18 protein-coding genes are annotated in these 18,155 nt (G+C 65.7%); 17 read left to right on the top strand and 1 reads right to left on the bottom strand.

Annotated features, from left to right (window positions below):
- Positions 1-10 precede the first annotated feature (10 nt).
- Positions 11-847, bottom strand: a complete 837-nt coding sequence (map, locus tag IM543_14700; protein ID QOY92848.1) for a type I methionyl aminopeptidase — start codon at positions 845-847, stop codon at positions 11-13.
- Positions 848-1,178: 331 nt separating this feature from the next.
- Here map and rpsB point away from each other — a divergent pair, with 331 nt between their 5' ends.
- The 17 genes from rpsB (at position 1,179) to IM543_14615 (ending at position 18,142) form a co-directional block, all read left to right on the top strand.
- Positions 1,179-1,928, top strand: a complete 750-nt coding sequence (gene rpsB, locus IM543_14695; protein ID QOY92847.1) for a 30S ribosomal protein S2 — start codon at positions 1,179-1,181, stop codon at positions 1,926-1,928.
- A gap of 150 nt (positions 1,929-2,078) precedes the next feature.
- A complete protein-coding gene (locus IM543_14690; GenBank protein QOY92846.1) occupies positions 2,079-2,984 on the top strand; it encodes an elongation factor Ts in 906 nt (301 codons plus the stop codon).
- Positions 2,985-3,126: 142 nt separating this feature from the next.
- On the top strand, positions 3,127-3,843 hold the full coding sequence (locus tag IM543_14685) for a UMP kinase (protein QOY92845.1): 717 nt from the start codon (positions 3,127-3,129) through the stop codon (positions 3,841-3,843).
- A 72-nt stretch (positions 3,844-3,915) separates the two neighbouring features.
- On the top strand, positions 3,916-4,476 hold the full coding sequence (gene frr, locus IM543_14680; GenBank protein QOY92844.1) for a ribosome recycling factor: 561 nt from the start codon (positions 3,916-3,918) through the stop codon (positions 4,474-4,476).
- A 158-nt stretch (positions 4,477-4,634) separates the two neighbouring features.
- Complete coding sequence (gene uppS / locus IM543_14675) at positions 4,635-5,399, top strand: di-trans,poly-cis-decaprenylcistransferase (GenBank protein QOY92843.1); 765 nt, start codon at positions 4,635-4,637, stop codon at positions 5,397-5,399.
- Between the two features lie 44 nt (positions 5,400-5,443).
- Positions 5,444-6,274, top strand: a complete 831-nt coding sequence (locus tag IM543_14670) for a phosphatidate cytidylyltransferase (protein QOY92842.1) — start codon at positions 5,444-5,446, stop codon at positions 6,272-6,274.
- Positions 6,275-6,296: 22 nt separating this feature from the next.
- Positions 6,297-7,472 carry a 1-deoxy-D-xylulose-5-phosphate reductoisomerase gene (locus IM543_14665; protein QOY92841.1) on the top strand — a complete coding sequence of 392 codons (1,176 nt, stop codon included), beginning with the start codon at positions 6,297-6,299 and terminating at the stop codon, positions 7,470-7,472.
- A gap of 1 nt (position 7,473) precedes the next feature.
- Positions 7,474-8,814 carry an RIP metalloprotease RseP gene (gene rseP, locus IM543_14660; GenBank protein QOY92840.1) on the top strand — a complete coding sequence of 447 codons (1,341 nt, stop codon included), beginning with the start codon at positions 7,474-7,476 and terminating at the stop codon, positions 8,812-8,814.
- A gap of 96 nt (positions 8,815-8,910) precedes the next feature.
- Entirely contained in the window at positions 8,911-11,247 is a 2,337-nt protein-coding gene (gene bamA, locus IM543_14655) for an outer membrane protein assembly factor BamA (protein ID QOY92839.1), read from the top strand.
- 49 nt (positions 11,248-11,296) lie between these two features.
- Positions 11,297-11,836: an OmpH family outer membrane protein gene (locus tag IM543_14650; GenBank protein QOY92838.1), complete on the top strand. Its 540-nt coding sequence runs from the start codon at positions 11,297-11,299 to the stop codon at positions 11,834-11,836.
- Between the two features lie 106 nt (positions 11,837-11,942).
- Positions 11,943-13,001 (top strand): UDP-3-O-(3-hydroxymyristoyl)glucosamine N-acyltransferase, encoded by a 1,059-nt coding sequence (gene lpxD, locus IM543_14645; protein QOY92837.1) that lies wholly within the window; start codon positions 11,943-11,945, stop codon positions 12,999-13,001.
- Positions 12,991-13,485 (top strand): 3-hydroxyacyl-ACP dehydratase FabZ, encoded by a 495-nt coding sequence (fabZ, locus tag IM543_14640; GenBank protein QOY92836.1) that lies wholly within the window; start codon positions 12,991-12,993, stop codon positions 13,483-13,485. Before lpxD ends, fabZ begins: the two co-directional genes overlap by 11 nt.
- A 12-nt stretch (positions 13,486-13,497) precedes the next feature.
- Positions 13,498-14,286, top strand: coding sequence for an acyl-ACP--UDP-N-acetylglucosamine O-acyltransferase (gene lpxA / locus IM543_14635; protein QOY92835.1), 789 nt, complete (start codon positions 13,498-13,500; stop codon positions 14,284-14,286).
- A gap of 28 nt (positions 14,287-14,314) precedes the next feature.
- Positions 14,315-15,445: a lipid-A-disaccharide synthase gene (gene lpxB, locus IM543_14630; GenBank protein ID QOY96695.1), complete on the top strand. Its 1,131-nt coding sequence runs from the start codon at positions 14,315-14,317 to the stop codon at positions 15,443-15,445.
- Complete coding sequence (rnhB, locus tag IM543_14625; protein ID QOY92834.1) at positions 15,442-16,086, top strand: ribonuclease HII; 645 nt, start codon at positions 15,442-15,444, stop codon at positions 16,084-16,086. Before lpxB ends, rnhB begins: the two co-directional genes overlap by 4 nt.
- Positions 16,087-16,096: 10 nt before the next feature.
- Entirely contained in the window at positions 16,097-16,882 is a 786-nt protein-coding gene (locus IM543_14620) for an RNA methyltransferase (protein QOY92833.1), read from the top strand.
- 63 nt (positions 16,883-16,945) lie between these two features.
- The gene (locus tag IM543_14615; protein ID QOY92832.1) at positions 16,946-18,142 is read left to right on the top strand and encodes an EAL domain-containing response regulator; all 1,197 of its coding nucleotides are present in this window, start codon (positions 16,946-16,948) and stop codon (positions 18,140-18,142) included.
- Positions 18,143-18,155 lie beyond the last annotated feature (13 nt).

The raw sequence follows: 18,155 nt of genomic DNA, 5'->3' as shown, positions 1-18,155 counted from the left end.
CGCTGGCCGCTCAGGCCGGAACGGCCGCGCCCTGGTCCAGCAGGGGCAGCACGATGGCCGGCGGCGGCGGGCTGCCGGCCGACATGGTCAGCACTTCGACGCCGGTCTCGGTGACCAGCACGGTGTGCTCCCACTGCGCCGACAGGCTGCGGTCCTTGGTCTTGATGGTCCAGCCGTCCGGCATCTCGCGGATGTCGCGGCGGCCGGCGTTGATCATCGGCTCGATGGTGAAGATCATGCCGGGCTTGAGCTCTTCGCCGGTACCCGGGCGACCGTAGTGCAGCACCTGCGGCTCTTCGTGGAACACGCGCCCCACGCCGTGGCCGCAGAACTCGCGCACCACGCTGTAGCCGTGCTTCTCGGCGTGCTGCTGGATCGCATGGCCGATATCGCCCAGGCGGTTGCCCGGCTTGACCTTGGCGATGCCCAGCCACATGCATTCAAACGTGACCTCGGACAGGCGGCGCGCCAGGATCGAGGGCTCGCCGACCAGGAACATGCGGCTGTTGTCGCCGTGGAAGCCTTCCTTGGTGATCGGGGTGATGTCGATGTTCAGCGCGTCGCCGCTCTTGAGCACGCGATCGCCCGGGATCCCGTGGCAGATCACGTCGTTGACCGAGGCGCAGATCGAGCCGGGGAAGGGCGGGTAGCCCGGCGGCGCGTAGTTCAGCGTTGCCGGCACCGTGCCCTGCACATTGATCATGTAGTCCTTGGCCAGCCGGTCGAGCTCGCCGGTGGTGACGCCTGGCTTGACGAAGGGCGTGATGTAGTCGAGCACTTCCGAACCGAGCCGGCAGGCGACGCGCATGCCTTCGATTTCTTCAAGGGTCTTGGGGGTGGAAGTCATGTTCTTATCCTGCGAATGAGTTGGCCCGCGTGGCGGGCGATATTGCGACATTATAAGGGTTTTCGTAGGGTGGGCGGGTGCTTCCGCCCACGCGGCGATAGGTGGCGCCCGGATCATCCGGTCCGCGAGCGGAGCGCGAATCCAACGCCAAGCCTGTGCAGCCCTTGAAAACAAAGCCAAATCCCGCTAGAATCTCGGGTTGCTCGTATTCGCATCGAGCAATGTTGTAAAAATCATCTTTTAATGAAATCGCGAACGTGGCCTTACAAGGGTGCCTACAGGTAACTGGGAGGTGACTGGCTACGTTCAAGACCCAACCCTGGAGAATTACATGTCCGTTACTATGCGTGAAATGCTGGAAGCCGGTATCCACTTTGGCCACCAGACCCGTTTCTGGAACCCGAAAATGGCGCCGTTCATCTTCGGTCATCGCAACAAGATCCACATCATCAACCTGGAAAAGACCATGGCGATGTACCAGGATGCGATGAAGACCATCAAGCAGATCTCGGCCAACCGCGGCACCATCCTGATGGTCGGCACCAAGCGCCAGGCGCGCGACATCATCGCCGCCGAAGCGCAGCGCGCAGGCGTGCCTTACGTCGACCAGCGCTGGCTGGGCGGCATGCTGACCAACTTCAAGACCATCAAGACCTCGATCAAGCGCCTGAAGGACATGGAAGCGCAAGTGGAAGACGGTTCGGTCGAGAAGCTGTCGAAGAAAGAAGCGCTGATGTTCTCGCGCGAAATGGAAAAGCTGCAGAAGTCGATCGGCGGCATCAAGGAGCTGGGCGGCGTGCCTGACGCGATCTTCGTCGTCGACGTCGGCTACCACAAGGGCGCCATCACCGAAGCCGGCAAGCTGGGCATCCCGGTCATCGGCGTGGTCGATACCAACCACTCGCCGGAAGGCGTCACCCACGTGATCCCGGGTAACGACGACTCGTCGAAGGCGATCACCCTGTACGCACGCGGCGTCGCCGATGCGATCCTGGAAGGCCGCGCCAACGCCACCAACGAAGTGGTCGAGATGGTCAAGGCCGGCGGCGACGACTTCGTCGAAGTCTCCGAGCAGGCATAATTTCGCGGCAGGCGCCAGCCTGCCCGAATAGAAGAGGGGGCGCCGTACCACGAGCCCCCCTTTTTTTAAGCACAAGATTTAGCAAGAAGATATCGTGCCCTGTCCCTGGCGACAGGGCGCTCTCTGGATCAAACATTTAGGAGAAACGACATGGCAGCAATTACCGCAGCGATGGTGGGTGAACTGCGCGCGAAGACCGACGCGCCGATGATGGAATGCAAGAAAGCACTGACCGAAGCCGAAGGCGACATGGGTCGTGCCGAAGAGATCCTGCGCGTCAAGCTGGGCGGCAAGGCATCGAAGGCCGCATCGCGCATCACCGCCGAAGGCGTGGTCGCCGCTTACATCTCCGGCAACATCGGCGCGCTGGTGGAAATCAACAGCGAAACCGACTTCGTCGCCAAGAACGACGACTTCCTGGCCATGGCCAACCTGGCAGCCAAGCTGGTCGCCGAGCAGAACCCGGCCGACGTCGCCGCCCTGGCCGCACTGTCGCACGAAGGCAAGACCTTCGACGACGTGCGTACGGCACTGATCGGCAAAATCGGCGAGAATATGACCGTGCGCCGCTTCCAGCGCTTCGAAACCACCGCCAAGCTGGCTTCCTACCTGCACGGTGCCCGCATCGGCGTGATGGTCGAGTTCGAAGGCGACGAGCAAGTCGGCAAGGACGTGGCCATGCACATCGCTGCAATGAAGCCGGTCTCGCTGTCGGCAGAGCAAGTGCCTGCTGAACTGATCGAAAAAGAGCGTTCGGTTGCCCAGCTGAAAGCCCAGGAAGACGCCGACAAGGCCGTCGCCGAAGGCAAGCAGCCGCAGTCGGCCGACATCGTCGCCAAGCGTATCGACGGCTCGGTGCAGAAGTACCTGAAGGAAGTCTCGCTGCTGAACCAGGCATTCGTGAAGAACGACAAGCAGTCGATCGAGCAGATGCTGAAGGCCTCGAACGCCAGCGTGAAGGCATTCACGATGTACGTCGTCGGCGAAGGCATCGAGAAGAAGGTGGACGACTTCGCAGCAGAAGTCGCAGCCCAGATGGCTGCCAACAAGCAGTAATCGACAAAGCGGGCCGTAAGGCCCGTTTTTGCAGGGTGGTGCCGCGCGCGCCGCGCCACCCGCCATCTGTCGTTGCAGATGAGATCGCGACAATTGCGCGGTCGGACCCGAATTCGAAACACAACTTAGGAGCCGCTTCATCATGACAAAACCAGCCTACCAACGAGTCCTCCTCAAACTGTCTGGCGAAGCGCTGATGGGTGACGACCAGTTCGGCATCAATCGCGCCACCATCGACCGCATGGTCGCCGACGTGGCGGAAGTGGCCAAGCTGGGGGTGCAGGTGGCGGTCGTGATCGGCGGCGGCAACATCTTCCGCGGCGTGGCCCCTGGCGCCCAGGGCATGGACCGCGCCACCGCGGACTACATGGGCATGCTCGCCACCGTCATGAACGCCCTGGCACTGGCCGATTCGATGCGCCACGTGGGCATCACCGCGCGCGTGATGTCGGCCATCAGCATCGAGCAGGTGGTCGAGCCTTACGTGCGCCCGAAGGCCCTGCAGTACCTGGAAGAGGGCAAGGTCGTGGTGTTCGCCGCCGGTACCGGCAATCCTTTCTTCACCACCGACACCGCCGCCGCGCTGCGCGGCGCCGAGATCTCGGCCGAGATCGTCCTGAAGGCCACCAAGGTCGACGGCGTGTACACCGCCGATCCGAAGAAGGACCCGCACGCCACCCGCTACAATTCGATCACCTTCGACGAGGCGATCGCCAAGAACCTGCAAGTGATGGACGCTACCGCGTTCGCACTGTGCCGTGACCAGAAGCTGCCGATCAAGGTCTTCTCCATCGTCAAGCCCGGCGCCATGAAAGCCGTGATCATGGGCGAAGACGAAGGTACACTGGTACACGTTTGAATCTCGTTTAGGAATCCCGAGATTCCCGTATCGGGAATCTCGCATCAACATCTACAAGAATAGGAGTGCAGCATGTCCCTAGCTGACGTCAAGAAGAACGCCCAGGATCGCATGACCAAGTCGATCGAGACCCTGCGGGCCAACCTGGCCAAGGTCCGTACCGGCCGCGCCCACGCCGGCATCCTCGATTCCGTGATGGTCGAATACTACGGTTCGCCGGTCCCGCTGTCGCAGGTGGCCAACCTGACCCTGATCGACGCGCGCACCATCGGCGTGGCGCCGTTCGAGAAGAAAATGGCGGGCACCATCGAAAAGGCGATCCGCGACTCCGACCTGGGCCTGAACCCGTCCTCGCAGGGCGACACCATCCGCGTGCCGACCCCGGCGCTGACCGAAGAGCGCCGCAAGGAAATGGTCAAGCTGACCAAGTCGGAAGGTGAAGACGCCAAGATTGCCGTGCGTAACATCCGTCGCGACGCCAACGAAGCGGTGAAAAAGATGGTCAAGGACAAGACCGCCTCGGAAGACGACGAGCGCCGTTCCAGCGACGAGATCCAGAAGCTGACCGACAAGTTCGTTGCCGAGATCGACAAGCTGCTGGTCGAGAAAGAAAAAGACATCATGACCGTGTAAGCGCGCATAGCGCTCCAAGGCTGGTGCTGCGGGCTGTGGAGCCCGCGCCCAGGCGGACCGGTCCCGGCTTGCCAAGCCGCGGCCGGTCCGACTCCCTTCAAGACCGGCTGTTGGCGTATCGGCATGACGATGCGGCAGTGGCCCTGCTGGAAACCAAGATGTTCAAAAGTTCGACCACTGCCATTCCCGAAGCGCTTGCCGTGCCGCGCCACATCGCCATCATTATGGATGGCAATGGCCGCTGGGCCACTAAGCGCCTTCTGCCGCGCGTGGCCGGCCACGTCAAGGGCGTCGAGGCGGTGCGCGGCGTCGTCGAGGCCTGCGCCCTGCGCGGCGTCGAATACCTGACGCTGTTCGCCTTTTCGTCCGAAAACTGGCGTCGTCCGGCCGAGGAAGTCTCGCTGCTGATGCGCCTGTTCGTCACCGCGCTCGAGCGCGAAGTGGCGAAAATGCATGCCAATAACATCCGCCTGAAAGTCGTGGGCGACCTGAGCCGCTTCGATGCCAAGCTGCAGGACATGATCACGGCGGCCGAGCGCCGCACCGCCAACAACAGCCGCCTGACGGTCAGCGTCTGCGCCAACTATGGCGGCCGCTGGGACATCATGCAGGCCACCAGCAAGATGGTGGCGGCCAACCCGGGCGTCGTCGACTACACCGAAGAGATGCTGGCGCCGCACCTGGCCATGGCCTACGCGCCCGAGCCCGACCTGTTCATCCGTACCGGCGGCGAAGAGCGCATTTCGAACTTCCTGTTGTGGCAGCTGGCATACTCCGAGCTGTACTTCACCAAGACCTTCTGGCCCGATTTCTCGAAGGCGTCGCTGGACGAGGCAATCGCTTCCTTCCAGCAGCGCGAGCGCCGCTTCGGCCAGACCGGCGACCAGGTCGCCAAGAAGCCGGACACATCGTCCAAGGCCTGATCAACGTAGCAGAAGACGTCGCCACAAGACCCTGAGATAGATCAATGCTGAAAACCCGGATCCTTACCGCGCTCGTGCTGCTGGCAGTCCTGCTGCCGGTCCTGTACTTCAACAACTACACGGCGTTCGCGGTGGTCGCCTCCGCTTTCTTCGGGGCGGCGATCTGGGAGTGCTTCCGCCTGTTCAACCCGGGAACCGCCCGGGCGCCGCTGATCGCGGCCTTCTGGACCGCGGCCTTCGTGTACGCCTTCTTCGTTTCGCCGAGCCCGAATCCGGTGTTCTGGTTCGCCATCAGCGTGCTGGTGTGGGCGCTGCGCTTCGCGCCCTCGCTCAAGCTCGGCCTGCCGCCGCTGAACAGCAGCGCCAACACCTTCCTGAGCCTGGTCTACGCCATCGCCGTGGTCGGCTGTTTCGCGGCCATCGTCGAGATGTACCGCCTGTCTCCGCTGTACCTGCTGTCGGTGATGGCCATCGTCTGGGCCGCCGACATCTTCGCCTATTTCTCGGGCAAGGCTTTCGGCAAGCGCAAGCTGGCGCCCTCGATCTCGCCCGGCAAGTCCTGGGAAGGCGCGATCGGCGGCGGCATCGCCGTGCTGGTGCTGGCCACGCTCTCCATCGTGTTCGGTGGCGACGCCATGGCGGGCACCTTCGCCGCGCGCGTGCAGGCCAGCCTCGGCTGGGCGGTACTGTACGCGGTGCTCATCCTCATCGTCGCGGCCAGCGTGGTCGGCGACCTGTTCGAATCCCAGCTCAAGCGCCGCGCCGGCATGAAGGACAGCAGCAACTTGCTGCCTGGCCACGGTGGGGTGCTGGACCGCGTGGACGCACTCGTCCCGGTCCTGCCACTGGCAGCCCTGATCGGCGCCTGGCTCTGAAGGCTAGCAAAGGAAACACACAATGCAGCGCATTACCATCCTGGGCGCCACCGGCTCGATCGGCGCCTCGACCCTTGACGTACTCGCCCGCCATCCGGAGCGCTACCGTGTCCACGCCCTGAGCGCGCACGGCCGCGTCGAGGAGCTGGCCGACGCCTGCCGCCGCTTCAAGCCGGCGCGCGCGGTGGTCGGCACTCCCGAGGCCGCCGCGCGCCTGGCCGGGCTCCTGGCGGGCCTGGACATCCAGGTCGACCATGGCGAGCAGGCCCTGTGCGAGATCGCCTCCGGTCCTGAGGTCGACACCGTGATGGCCGCCATCGTCGGCGCGGCCGGCCTGGCCCCGGCGCTGGCCGCGGCGCGCGCCGGCAAGAAGGTCCTGCTGGCCAACAAGGAGGCGCTGGTCATGTCCGGCCAGCTGTTCATGGACGCGGTGCGCGAGCACCGCGCGACGCTGCTGCCGATCGACAGCGAACACAATGCGATCTTCCAGTCGCTCCCGGGTGGCTACGCGCGCGACCCGGGCGCGGCCGGCGTGGCCAGGATCCTCCTGACCGCATCCGGCGGCCCATTCCTGAATCGCGCCGTCGAGACCCTCGGCGACGTGACCCCGCTGGAAGCCTGCAAGCACCCGAACTGGGTCATGGGCCGCAAGATCTCGGTCGACTCGGCCACCATGATGAACAAGGGCCTGGAAGTGATCGAGGCGCACTGGCTGTTTGGCGCCGAAGCAAGCCTGATCGAGGTGGTGATCCATCCGCAGAGCGTGATCCATTCGATGGTATCGTACGCCGACGGCTCGGTGCTGGCCCAGTTGGGCAACCCCGACATGCGCACCCCGATCGCGCATGCGCTCGCGTACCCGGAGCGGATCGCCTCGGGCGTGCCCCAGCTCGACCTGACCGACATGGCCGCGCTGCAGTTCTACAAGCCGGACTTCGCGCGTTTCCCCTGCCTGAAGCTCGCCTTCGACGCGCTGCGCGCGGGCGGCACCGCGCCGGCCCTGCTCAATGCCGCCAACGAGGTGGCGGTGCAGTCCTTCCTCGATTGCGAGATCGGCTTTCGCGACATCGATCGCGTCATCGCCCAGGTCATGGACGCCGTGCCGCACGGCCCGGCGACCTCGATCGACGAGGTCATGGCGCAGGACGCGCGCGCACGCGCGGCGGCGCTCGCCCTGATCGCGCGCCTGCGGGGCTGACATGAGCCTGATCTACACCGTGCTGGCCTTCGCGCTGGCCCTCGGACCGCTGATCGTCCTGCACGAGCTCGGCCACTACCTGGTGGCGCGCCTGTGCGGCGTGAAGGTGCTGCGCTTCTCGGTCGGCATGGGGCGCGTGGTGTGGTCGCGCCGCTTCGGCCCGGACCAGACCGAATGGGCGGTGTCGGCCTTGCCGCTGGGCGGCTACGTCAAGATGCTGGACAGCCGCGACCCGGAAACCGCACCCAAGGACGAGTCCGAGTTTCATCGCGAATTCACGCGCCAGAACGTGTGGCGCCGGATCGCCATCGTGGCGGCCGGCCCGATCGCCAACTTCCTGGTCGCCATCGGCCTGATGGCCGCGCTGTTCATGCATGGCGTCGAGGAGCCGTCGGCGCGGCTGCGCGCGGTGCCGCAGGGTTCTGCGGCGCAGCTGGCAGGGGTGCGCGGCGGCGATACCGTGGTGGCGGTCAACGGCAACCCGGTCCAGTCCTGGTCCGAACTGCGCTGGCAGATCGTGCATGCCACCGTCGACAAGAGCGAAGCGCGGCTGCGGCTGCGCGCCCAGGGTGGCGGCAGCTACGAGGCGAGCATTCCGGCGCAGGCCATCGCGCAACTCGATGTCGAAGGCGACGTCACCGGTGGCCTCGGGCTGGACCTGTGGCGCGCCCGCGCCCGGATCGAGAAGGTGCTGCCGGGCGGGGCAGGGGAGCGCGGCGGCCTGCGGCCGGGCGACCTGATCCTGCGCGCGGACGGCAACCCGGTCGAGGATGGCATGGCCTTCACCGAGATCATGCGCGCCGCCAGCGGGCGCACGGTGCGGCTCGAGGTCGAGCGCGCCGGGCGCGTGCTGCCGCTCGCGGTCACGCCGGACCAGGATCCCGCCAGCGGCCGCGGCGTCGCCAGGGTGCTGCTGTCGCAACCGGTCGAGATGATCACCGTGCGTTCCGGCCCGATCGATGCGCTGGCCAGGGGCGCGGAACGCACCTGGGAAACCAGCACCATGACGCTCAAGATGATCGGCAAGATGTTCACGGGAGAAGCGTCGTGGAAGAACGTGACCGGTCCGATCACGATTGCCGACTATGCCGGACAGACCGCGCGCATCGGCCTGGCCACTTATCTGCAGTTCATTGCATTTATTAGTATTAGCTTAGGCGTAATGAATTTGTTACCAATTCCGGTTCTGGATGGTGGGCATTTACTGTATTATTCGCTGGAAGTTTTGACCGGGCGCCCCCTGCCTGCACGCGTTGGAGAGCTTGCGCAACGCTTCGGGGTCGGCCTGCTGTTCATGCTGATGGCGCTCGCCGTCTTCAATGACCTGGTGCGGTTGCTATAGCGGTTGCCACACAGCGGGCCGCGCACCGGCAAAGGAATGGGCGCTAGGTGCTCAGAATATGTATGTTGTTCAATGACAGACCCAGAAATCCAGCCAATGAATTCACAACCTGATCGTTTTGCCCTGCCGTTCATCCGTCGCAGCATGATTGGCGCAGCCGTGCTGGCGCTCTGCGCCAGCAATGCCATCGCCGCCAACCCGTTCGTGGTCAAGGACATCCGGGTCGAAGGCATCCAGCGTACGGAAGCGGGCACCGTGTTCAGCTACCTCCCGGTGCGTGTGGGCGAGACCTTCGACGACGCCAAGGCCACCACCGCCATCAAGGCGCTGTTCGCCACCGGCTTCTTCAAGGACATCCGCCTGGAAGAGGAAAACGGCGTGCTGGTGGTGCTGGTCGAGGAGCGCCCGGCGATTTCCTCGGTCGATTTCACCGGCACCAAGGAATTCGAAAAAGACATGCTGGTCAAGGCGCTGCGCGAAATCGGCGTCGGCGAGACCAAGATCTTCGACAAGGCGGCCGTGGACCGCGCCGAGCAGGAGCTCAAGCGCCAGTACCTGTCGCACGGCCTGTATGGCGTGAAGATCACCACCACCGTCACCCCGATCGAGCGCAACCGCGTGACGGTCATGTTCAACGTCGACGAAGGCGATATCGCCAAGATCCGCCAGATCTCCTTCGTCGGCAACAAGGCCTTCAGCGACAAGCAGCTGCGCGAAGTCCTGCAGCTGTCGAAGTCGGGCTGGTTCACCTGGTACTCCAAGGCCGACCAGTACTCCAAGCAGAAGCTCACCGGCGACCTGGAAGCGATCAAGTCGCTGTACCTGAACAACGGCTACCTCGAAGCCAACGTCGAATCGACCCAGGTCTCGATCACGCCGGACAAGCGCGACATCTACCTGACCATCAACATCACCGAAGGCGAGCAGTACACCGTCTCGAGCGTGAAGCTGGAAGGCGAGATGTTCGGCCGCGACGAAGAACTGCGCTCGCTGATCCTGCTCAAGCCGGGCAAGACCTATTCGGGCGAGCTGCAGGAGCTCACCAACAAGCTGATCGCCGACCGCCTCGGCACCTTCGGCTACGCCTTCGCCAACGTCACGGCCAATCCGGAGATCAACCGCGAGAAGCGCGAAGCCGCCTTCACCTTCTTCATCGATCCGGGCAAGCGCGCCTACGTGCGCCACATGAACATCTCGGGCAATACCGTGACCCGCGACGAAGTGATCCGCCGCGAGTTCCGCCAGTTCGAAAGCTCGTGGTACGACGCCAACCGCGTCAAGCTCTCGCGCGACCGCGTCGACCGCCTCGGCTACTTCAAGGACGTCAAGATCGAGACCCCGGAGTCGCCCGGCACGACCGACCAGGTGGACGTCAACATGGTGGTCGAAGAAAAGCCGACCGGTAACTTCATGATCGGCGGCGCCTTCTCGCAGTCCGAGAAGTTCACCTTCACCGCGTCGATCTCGCAGGCCAACTTCGCCGGCAGCGGCAACACCGTCGCCCTCGAGCTGAACACCAGCAAGTACAACCGCACGATCGCGTTCTCGCAGACCAATCCGTACTTTACCGACGACGGCATCTCGCGCTCGTTCCAGCTCTACCTGCGCACCATGCGCCCGCCGGCGGTCAACCTCGGCCTGTACACGGTGCGCCAGACCGGCGGCACCATGACCTTCGGCGTGCCGTTCTCCGAATCCGACACCGTGTTCTTCGGCGCCGGCCTGGAACGCACCCAGATCGAGACCGACGTCACCTCGCCGCAGTTGTACAAGACCTTCGTGGCGAACAACGGCGGCCCGTCGAACGGGATCGGCAAGGCCGAGACCAATGCGATTCCGCTGACCGCCGCCTGGGGCCGCGACACCCGCGACAGCGCGGTGACGCCGACCCGCGGCCGCTACCAGCGCGCCAACCTCGAGATCGACGCGCTGGGCGATTCGAAGTACTACCGCGTGGTGTACGAACACCAGTGGTGGCGCCCGCTGACGCGCTGGATGACGCTGGCGCTGCGCGGCGAGCTCGACTACGGCAAGGGCATCGGCAGCAGCAACTACCCGGTCTTCAAGAACTTCTACGCCGGCGGCATCGGTTCGGTGCGCGGCTACGAAAGCTCGTCGCTGGGCGTGGTCGATCCGAACTACTACGATGCGGTGGGCGGCTCCAAGCGCATCATCGCCAACGCGGAACTGCAGTTCCCGTTCCCGGGCAGCGGCACCGATCGCAGCCTGCGCTGGTTCACCTTCGTCGACGGCGGCCAGGTCTACCAGGAGAACGAGAAGATCCGCCTCGACCGCATGCGCTACTCGGCCGGTATCGGCCTGTCGTGGATTTCCCCGGTGGGTCCGCTCAAGTTGAGTTATGCTAAGCCTTTGAACGCCTTGCCGGGCGACAGGCTGGAACGTTTCCAGTTCCAGATGGGTACCGGCTTCTGACCGTCCGGAACGGCGCCGCCGCCGGCGGCCCCTCGATTTACGGAGAGAGATGTTGAAAACGCTGATAGCCTCCTTGCCCCGGGCCTTGCCACGGACCCTGCTGCTGGCTGCGCTGTGCCTGGCGCCGCTGGCCCAGGTTCATGCCCAGAGCCAGATGGGCTCGGGCCGAATCGGTTTCGTCGCCACCGAGCGCCTGATGACCGAATCGAAGATGGCCAAGACCGCCGACGCCCGGATCCAGTCCGAATTCTCGAAGCGCCAGAAGGTCGTCGAGGAAACCGTCACCAGGCTCAAGCAGATGTCGGAGAAGTTCGACAACGAAGCGGCCGGCCTGAACGACGTCGAGCGCACCCGGCGCGCGCGCGAGCTGCTGAACATGGAAAAAGACGTGCAGCGCATGCAGCGCGAGTTCCAGGAAGACCTCATGCAGCGCAAGAACGAAGAACGCGCCGCCATCGCCACCCGTGCCTACAAGATCATCGAGCAGGTCGCCGAGCAGGAAAAGCTGGACGCCGTGCTGGCCGAAGCTGCCTGGTCGAGCCCGCGCATCGACATCACCGATAAAATCCTCAGGTTGCTCGACAAGTAAGGCCGGGCCGGCACCAGGCCAGGCTTGCTTGCATCGCCGCATTGGCAGCAGCTCATTCGTAAAACTTTGAACGCAGCACATTTTGACTGACACCCGACACCCCAACATGGGCATTCGACTTCAAGACCTGGTCGAGCGCTTCGGCGGACAGCTCGTCGGCGACCCGGACACCACCGTCTCGGCCATCGCGCCGCTCGACAACGCGGGCCCCACGCACATCAGCTTCCTCAGCAACAGCAAGCTGCGCGCCCTGGCGGCGCAAAGCCAGGCCGCGGCGCTGATCCTGTCGCCGCTGGACGACCCGACCGTCAGCGCCACCTATGAAGGCGCGCGCATCCTCACCACCAATCCCTACGCCTACTTCGCCCGCGCGGCGCAGTACTTCGTCTCGCTCAGCGAGATCGCGCCGGCGCCGGGCATCGATCCGAGCGCGGTGGTCTCGTCCGAGGCGATCGTCGACCCGAGCGCGCACATCGGTCCGCGCGCGATCGTGGAAGCGGGCGCAGTGATCGGCGCCCACGCCGTGATCGACGCCGGCTGCTTCATCGGCCGCGACGCCCGCATCGGCGCAGCTACCCACCTGTTCGCGAACGTGAGCTTCCACGCCCGCTGCGCGATCGGCGCGCGCGGCGTGATCCAGTCGGGCGCCGTGATCGGCGGCGACGGCTTCGGTTTCGCGGTCGAAGGCGGCAAGTACATCAAGATTCCGCAGACCGGGGCCGTGGTGATCGGCGACGACGTCGACATCGGCGCCAACACCACGATCGACCGCGGCGCGCTGGCCGACACCGTGATCGAGGACGGCGTCAAGCTCGACAACCAGATCCAGATCGGCCACAACTGCCATATCGGCGCGCACACCGCCATGGCCGGCTGCGTCGGCGTGGCCGGCAGCGCGAAGATCGGCAAGCATTGCACCTTCGGCGGCGCCGCCATGGTGCTGGGCCACCTGGAAATCGGCGACAATGTCCATATCTCGTCGGGCAGCATGGTGTCGCGCTCGGTGCTCGAACCGGGGCAGTACACCGGCTTCTACCCGCTGGCCAAGAACGCCGAGTGGGAACGCAGCGCCGCCATCGTGCGCAACCTGGCCTCGATGCGCGCGAAGATCCGTACGCTCGAAAAAACAATCAAAACACTGACAGAACAAAAAAATGACCACTGAAGTTCACAACACCGCCAAGACGCTCGACATCAACGCGATCAAGGAATACCTGCCGCACCGCTATCCGCTGCTGCTGGTCGACCGCGTGCTCGACGTCGAACTGGGCAAGCGCATCACCGCCATCAAGAACGTCACCGTCAACGAGGAATTCTTCAACGGCCACTTCCCGCACAAGCCGGTGATGCCGGGCGTGCTGATGATCGAAGCGATGGCGCAGACCGCCGCGATCCTGTCGTTCATGACCATGAACGTCAAGCCGGACGAGAATTCGGTGGTGTACTTCGTCGGCATCGACAACGCGCGCTTCAAGCGCCCGGTCGAGCCGGGCGACCAGCTCAAGATGGACGTCGAGATCCTGCGCGTCTCGCGCGGCATCTGGAAGTACAAGGCCGTGGCCAGCGTCGACGGCAAGGTCGCGGTCGAGGGCGAACTGATGTGCACGATCCGCGCCAACGACGCGGCCGCGACGCCTGCGGGACAGTAAGAAGAGCAAGGTATGAGCAAAATTCACCCGAGCGCGATCGTCGACCCCAGGGCGGAGCTGGACAGCTCGGTCGAGGTCGGCCCGTATTCGATCATCGGTCCCGACGTGCGCATCGGCGCCGGCACGACCGTGGGCCCGCACGTGGTCATCGAGGGCCACACCACGGTCGGCAAGGACAACCGCTTCTTCCAGTTCTGCTCGATCGGCGCCGCGCCCCAGGACAAGAAGTGGAAGGGCGAGCCGACCCGTCTCGAGATCGGCGACGGCAACACCATCCGCGAATTCGTCACCATGAACCTGGGCACCGCCCAGGACGAGGGCGTCACCCGCCTGGGCGACGACAACTGGATCTCGGCCTACGTCCACCTGGCGCACGACTGCCAGGTCGGCAGCCACACGATCTTCTCGAACAATGCGCAGCTGGCCGGCCACGTGCACGTGGGCGACCATGCCATCCTGTCCGGCTATGCCGGCGTGCACCAGTTCTGCAAGATCGGCGCCCATGCCTTCGTCGGCATGTACACCAGCCTGACCCAGGACGTGCCGCCGTTCGTGCTGGTTTCGGGCAACCCGGCCGGCCAGCGCGGCATCAACATCGAAGGCCTGAAGCGCCGCGGCTTCTCGCGCGAGCAGATCGACGGCATCCGCGCCGCCTACAAGCTGCTGTACCGCTCCGGCCTGACGCTCGAAGAAGCCAAGGCCGCGCTGCTGGAACAGGAGGCGCAACATCCTGCCGCCGCGGCGGACATCGGCGCGCTGCGCGCATTCCTCGACACGGCCACGCGTGGCATCGTCCGCTGAATTCGCGTTGCCGGAGGTGTCGCTGGCGATGGTCGCCGGCGAGGTGTCCGGCGACATGCTCGCGGCCCGCCTGATGGCCGGCCTGCACCCGCAGTTGCCGAACGTCCGCTTCCATGGCATCGGCGGCCCACGCATGATCGAGCAGGGCCTGGTGTCGGACGTTCCGATCGAGACGCTCACCGTGCGCGGCCTGTTCGAGATCATTCCGCGCTACCGCGAGATCAAGGGCATCCAGAACCGCCTGCGCGAGCGCCTGCTGCTCCATCCCCCGGCCGCCTTCATCGGCGCCGACTACCCGGGCTTCAACCTCGGGCTGGAAGAGCAGCTGCGTGCCGGCGGCATCCCGACGGTGCACTTCGTCAGCCCGCAGATCTGGGCCTGGCGGGGCGGGCGCATCAAGAAGATCAAGCGCGCCGTGTCGCACATGCTGGTGATCTTTCCGTTCGAGGAAGCGATCTACCGCGCGGCCGGGGTGCCGGTGACCTATATCGGGCATCCGCTGGCCGAGATGATCCCGCTGGCGCCGGACGTGGCGGCAAGCCGGGCGGCGCTGGGCATCGCGCCCGATGCGCGGGTGGTGACGATCATGCCGGGCAGCCGCATGGGCGAACTGAAGTACCTGGTCGAGCCCTTCGTGGGGGCCGCCGCTCTGCTGGCCCGGCGCGATCCGAAGCTGGTGTTCATCGCGCCGATGGCGGGCGAGCGCCAGCGCGCCTATTACACCGAGATCGTGAACAAAGCCGGCCTGGGCGAGGTGCCGGTGCGCCTGATCGACGGTCAGTCGCACGCGGCGATCGCCGCGGCCGACGCGGTGCTGGTGGCCTCGGGCACGGCGACGCTGGAAGTGGCGCTGTTCAAGAAGCCGATGGTGATCGCCTACAAGGTCATGCGTGCCTCGTGGGAGATCATGCGGCACATGGGCTACCTGCCCTGGATCGGGCTGCCGAACATCCTGGCGCGCGAATTCGTGGTTCCGGAGTATCTTCAGCATGCGGCCACGCCTGCGGTGCTGGCCGAGGCCGTGCAGCGCCAGCTGGACGACCCGGCCGGGAACGAGGCCCTGGCGCGCCGCTTCCTGGACATGCATCATGGCCTCCTGCGCAACAGTGCGCAAGCCAGCGCGGACGCCGTGCTGCGCGTGATTGGACGTAAAAAATGAGCAGAAAAAAGGTCAATTTCTATCCCGGCCTGCCGCCCCGGCTGCGGCCGTTCACCGACGCCGACATCGTGTGCGGCGTCGACGAAGCCGGCCGCGGCCCGCTGGCGGGCCCGGTGTTTGCCGCCGCCGTGATCCTCGACCCGCGCAAGCCGATCGAGGGCCTGCGCGATTCCAAGAAGCTGACCGAGGCGCGCCGCGACGAGCTGGCGCCCTTGATCAGGGAGCACGCGCTGGCCTGGGCGGTCGCCGAGTGCTCGTGCGAAGAGATCGACACCCTGAACATCCTGCACGCGACCATGCTGGCGATGCGCCGCGCGGTGGAGGCGCTGTCGACGATCCCGACCATCGCCCTGATCGACGGCAACCGCTGCCCGCCGATGGAGATCAAGGCGCACGCCGTGGTCGAAGGCGACGACAAGGTGCACGCCATCTCGGCCGCCTCGATCCTGGCCAAGACCGCGCGCGACGCCGCGCTGGTGCGGCTGCACGCCCAGTTCCCGCAGTACTGCTTCGACCAGCACAAGGGCTACTCGACCGCGCTGCACCTGGAGCGCCTGCGCCTGCACGGTCCCTCGCCGGTACACCGCCGCTCGTTCGGGCCGGTGCGCGAGCTGTTGCAGCCCGACCTGTTCGCAGCATGAGGCCGGGATCGTGAAACACATCTCTTCGCGCGACAACCCGTTCTACAAGGAGCTCAAGGGCCTTGCCACCAGCTCGCAGGCGCGCCGCAAGGCCGGGCGCAGCCTGCTGGACGGCGTCCACCTGTGCCAGAGCTGGCTCGACCTGCGCGGCGCGCCCGCGCACTGCGTGGTGTCCGAGGGTGCGCTGGACAACCCGGAAGTGGCCGCCATCGTGGGGCGGTGCGAAGGCCTGGATGCGCCCGTGACCGCGCTGCCGGACGCGCTGTTCGGCGCCATCAGCCAGGTCGAGCACGGCGTGCACATCGTGTTCGTGGTCGCCTCGCCGGCGCCGTCGCGGGCGCCGGGGCTGGTCGAATCGAGCGTGCTGCTGGACGGGGTGCAGGATCCGGGCAACGTCGGCTCGATCCTGCGCAGCGCCGCGGCCAGCGGCATCAAACAGGTCTATTGCAGCCCCGGCACCGCGTTCTGCTGGTCGCCCAAGGTGCTGCGCGCCGCCATGGGCGCCCACTTCGTGCTCGACATCTTCGAGAACATCGAACTTGCCCCGCTGGTGCGCGCGGCGCAGGTGCCGGTGCTGGCCACCAGCGGCTATGCGGCCGAGCGGCTGTACGCGCTCGACCTGCGGCGCCCGGTCGCCTGGGTGCTGGGCCATGAGGGGCAGGGCGTCTCCAGCGAGCTGCTGACGCTGGCCACGCACCGGGTCGCCGTCCCGCACGCCGGCAAGGTGGAGTCGCTGAACGTGGCGGCCTGCGCCGCGGTGTGTTTTTTCGAGCAGTTGCGGCAAAGCCAGGCATAGACGCGGGCCGGGCCTTCAGGTTAATCTGGCGCGAGTTTGTTGAGAAGCAAAAATGGAGTAGGGATGGACATCGCGCATTTGCATTTCCTGGTGGCGGAAGCCGACGCCGCCCAGCGCAGGTCGCTGGTCGAGCTGCTCGGCCAATTGGGCGTCAGCCGCGTCACCGACGTTCCGGACGGGCACCTGGCGCTGCAGCGCCTGGAGGCCGGCTTCGCGCCCCGGGTGGACGTCGCGATCGTCGACCTGGCGCTGCCGGGAATGGACGGCCTGGAACTGCTGCGCAAGCTGGGCAGCCTGGAGGTGGGGGTGCGCCTGGTGGTTACCGGCGCCCAGTCGGCCGACCTGCTGTTCGCGGTCGAGACCCTGGCGCAGGCCTACGGGGTCGACCTGCTGGGCACCACCGGCAAGCCGGTCACGGCCGCCAGGCTCAAGCCGCTGCTCGAGAACTACACGCCGCTCGCGCCGCAGGCCGAGCGCCCGACCGGTCCGCGCTTCAGCTTCCAGGAAATCGGCAACGGCCTGCAGAAGCGCCAGTTCGAGCCCTTCTTCCAGCCCAAGATCGAACTGGCGACCGGCCAGGTGAAAGGGCTGGAGGCCTTTGCGCGCTGGCGCCATCCCGAGCACGGCGTGCTGGGGCCGGGCGCCTTCATCGATGCGCTGGAGCAGAACAACCGGGTCGATTTCCTCGACTGGAGCATGATCGAAATGTCGGCCGAGCGTTGCCGCTGGTTCCAGGACCAGGGCATTCCGGTGCCGATCTCGATCAACCTCGCGCCCGAGACGCTGGCCAATGCCGCGTTCGTGCGCCAGATCACCGCCTGCATCGGCCGCCACCGCATCCTGCCGGAATACCTCACCTTCGAGATGCCGGAATCCTCGGTGCTCAATACCGACCCCGAATTCATCGAGCGCCTGGTGCGCCTGCGCATGATGGGGTTCGGGCTGGCGATCGACGACTACGGCACCGGCCGCTCCAACCTGCAGCTGCTGGCCCGGATCCCGTTCAGCGAACTGAAGATCGACCGCAGTTTCGTGGACGGCGCCTCCAGGCGCCGCCCGCTGGGCACGGTGCTGCGTTCCTGCCTCGGCCTGGCGCACAGCCTCGACCGCATGTCGGTCGCGGTCGGCGTCGAGACCCGCCAGGACTGGGACTTCTTGCAGAACCTCGGCTGCACTTACGCCCAGGGCTACCACATCGCCAACCCGATGGAAGCGGCCGCCTTCCCGGGCTGGCTGGAAGACTGGCGCCACTTCTTCTGAGCGGGCGCCGGCC

This window comes from Massilia sp. UMI-21 (assembly GCA_015277795.1).
Taxonomy (GTDB): Bacteria; Pseudomonadota; Gammaproteobacteria; order Burkholderiales; family Burkholderiaceae_D; genus Telluria.
Note: the sequence above shows the minus strand (reverse complement) of the source record. Positions and strands in the feature narration are given on the sequence as shown.

Excerpts from the sequence above, each read along its gene's own strand:
- IM543_14685 (QOY92845.1), top strand. The coding sequence starts at position 3,127 with ATGACAAAACCAGCCTACCAACGAGTCCTCCTCAAACTGTCTGGCGAA.
- uppS (QOY92843.1), top strand. The coding sequence starts at position 4,635 with ATGTTCAAAAGTTCGACCACTGCCATTCCCGAAGCGCTTGCCGTGCCG.
- IM543_14670 (QOY92842.1), top strand. The coding sequence starts at position 5,444 with ATGCTGAAAACCCGGATCCTTACCGCGCTCGTGCTGCTGGCAGTCCTG.
- IM543_14650 (QOY92838.1), top strand. The coding sequence starts at position 11,297 with ATGTTGAAAACGCTGATAGCCTCCTTGCCCCGGGCCTTGCCACGGACC.
- lpxD (QOY92837.1), top strand. The coding sequence starts at position 11,943 with ATGGGCATTCGACTTCAAGACCTGGTCGAGCGCTTCGGCGGACAGCTC.
- rnhB (QOY92834.1), top strand. The coding sequence starts at position 15,442 with ATGAGCAGAAAAAAGGTCAATTTCTATCCCGGCCTGCCGCCCCGGCTG.
- IM543_14615 (QOY92832.1), top strand. The coding sequence starts at position 16,946 with ATGGACATCGCGCATTTGCATTTCCTGGTGGCGGAAGCCGACGCCGCC.
- IM543_14665 (QOY92841.1), top strand. The coding sequence starts at position 6,297 with ATGCAGCGCATTACCATCCTGGGCGCCACCGGCTCGATCGGCGCCTCG.
- IM543_14690 (QOY92846.1), top strand. The coding sequence starts at position 2,079 with ATGGCAGCAATTACCGCAGCGATGGTGGGTGAACTGCGCGCGAAGACC.
- lpxB (QOY96695.1), top strand. The coding sequence starts at position 14,315 with ATGGTCGCCGGCGAGGTGTCCGGCGACATGCTCGCGGCCCGCCTGATG.
- lpxA (QOY92835.1), top strand. The coding sequence starts at position 13,498 with ATGAGCAAAATTCACCCGAGCGCGATCGTCGACCCCAGGGCGGAGCTG.
- fabZ (QOY92836.1), top strand. The coding sequence starts at position 12,991 with ATGACCACTGAAGTTCACAACACCGCCAAGACGCTCGACATCAACGCG.
- rpsB (QOY92847.1), top strand. The coding sequence starts at position 1,179 with ATGTCCGTTACTATGCGTGAAATGCTGGAAGCCGGTATCCACTTTGGC.
- frr (QOY92844.1), top strand. The coding sequence starts at position 3,916 with ATGTCCCTAGCTGACGTCAAGAAGAACGCCCAGGATCGCATGACCAAG.
- map (QOY92848.1), bottom strand. The coding sequence starts at position 847 with ATGACTTCCACCCCCAAGACCCTTGAAGAAATCGAAGGCATGCGCGTC.
- bamA (QOY92839.1), top strand. The coding sequence starts at position 8,911 with ATGAATTCACAACCTGATCGTTTTGCCCTGCCGTTCATCCGTCGCAGC.
- rseP (QOY92840.1), top strand. The coding sequence starts at position 7,474 with ATGAGCCTGATCTACACCGTGCTGGCCTTCGCGCTGGCCCTCGGACCG.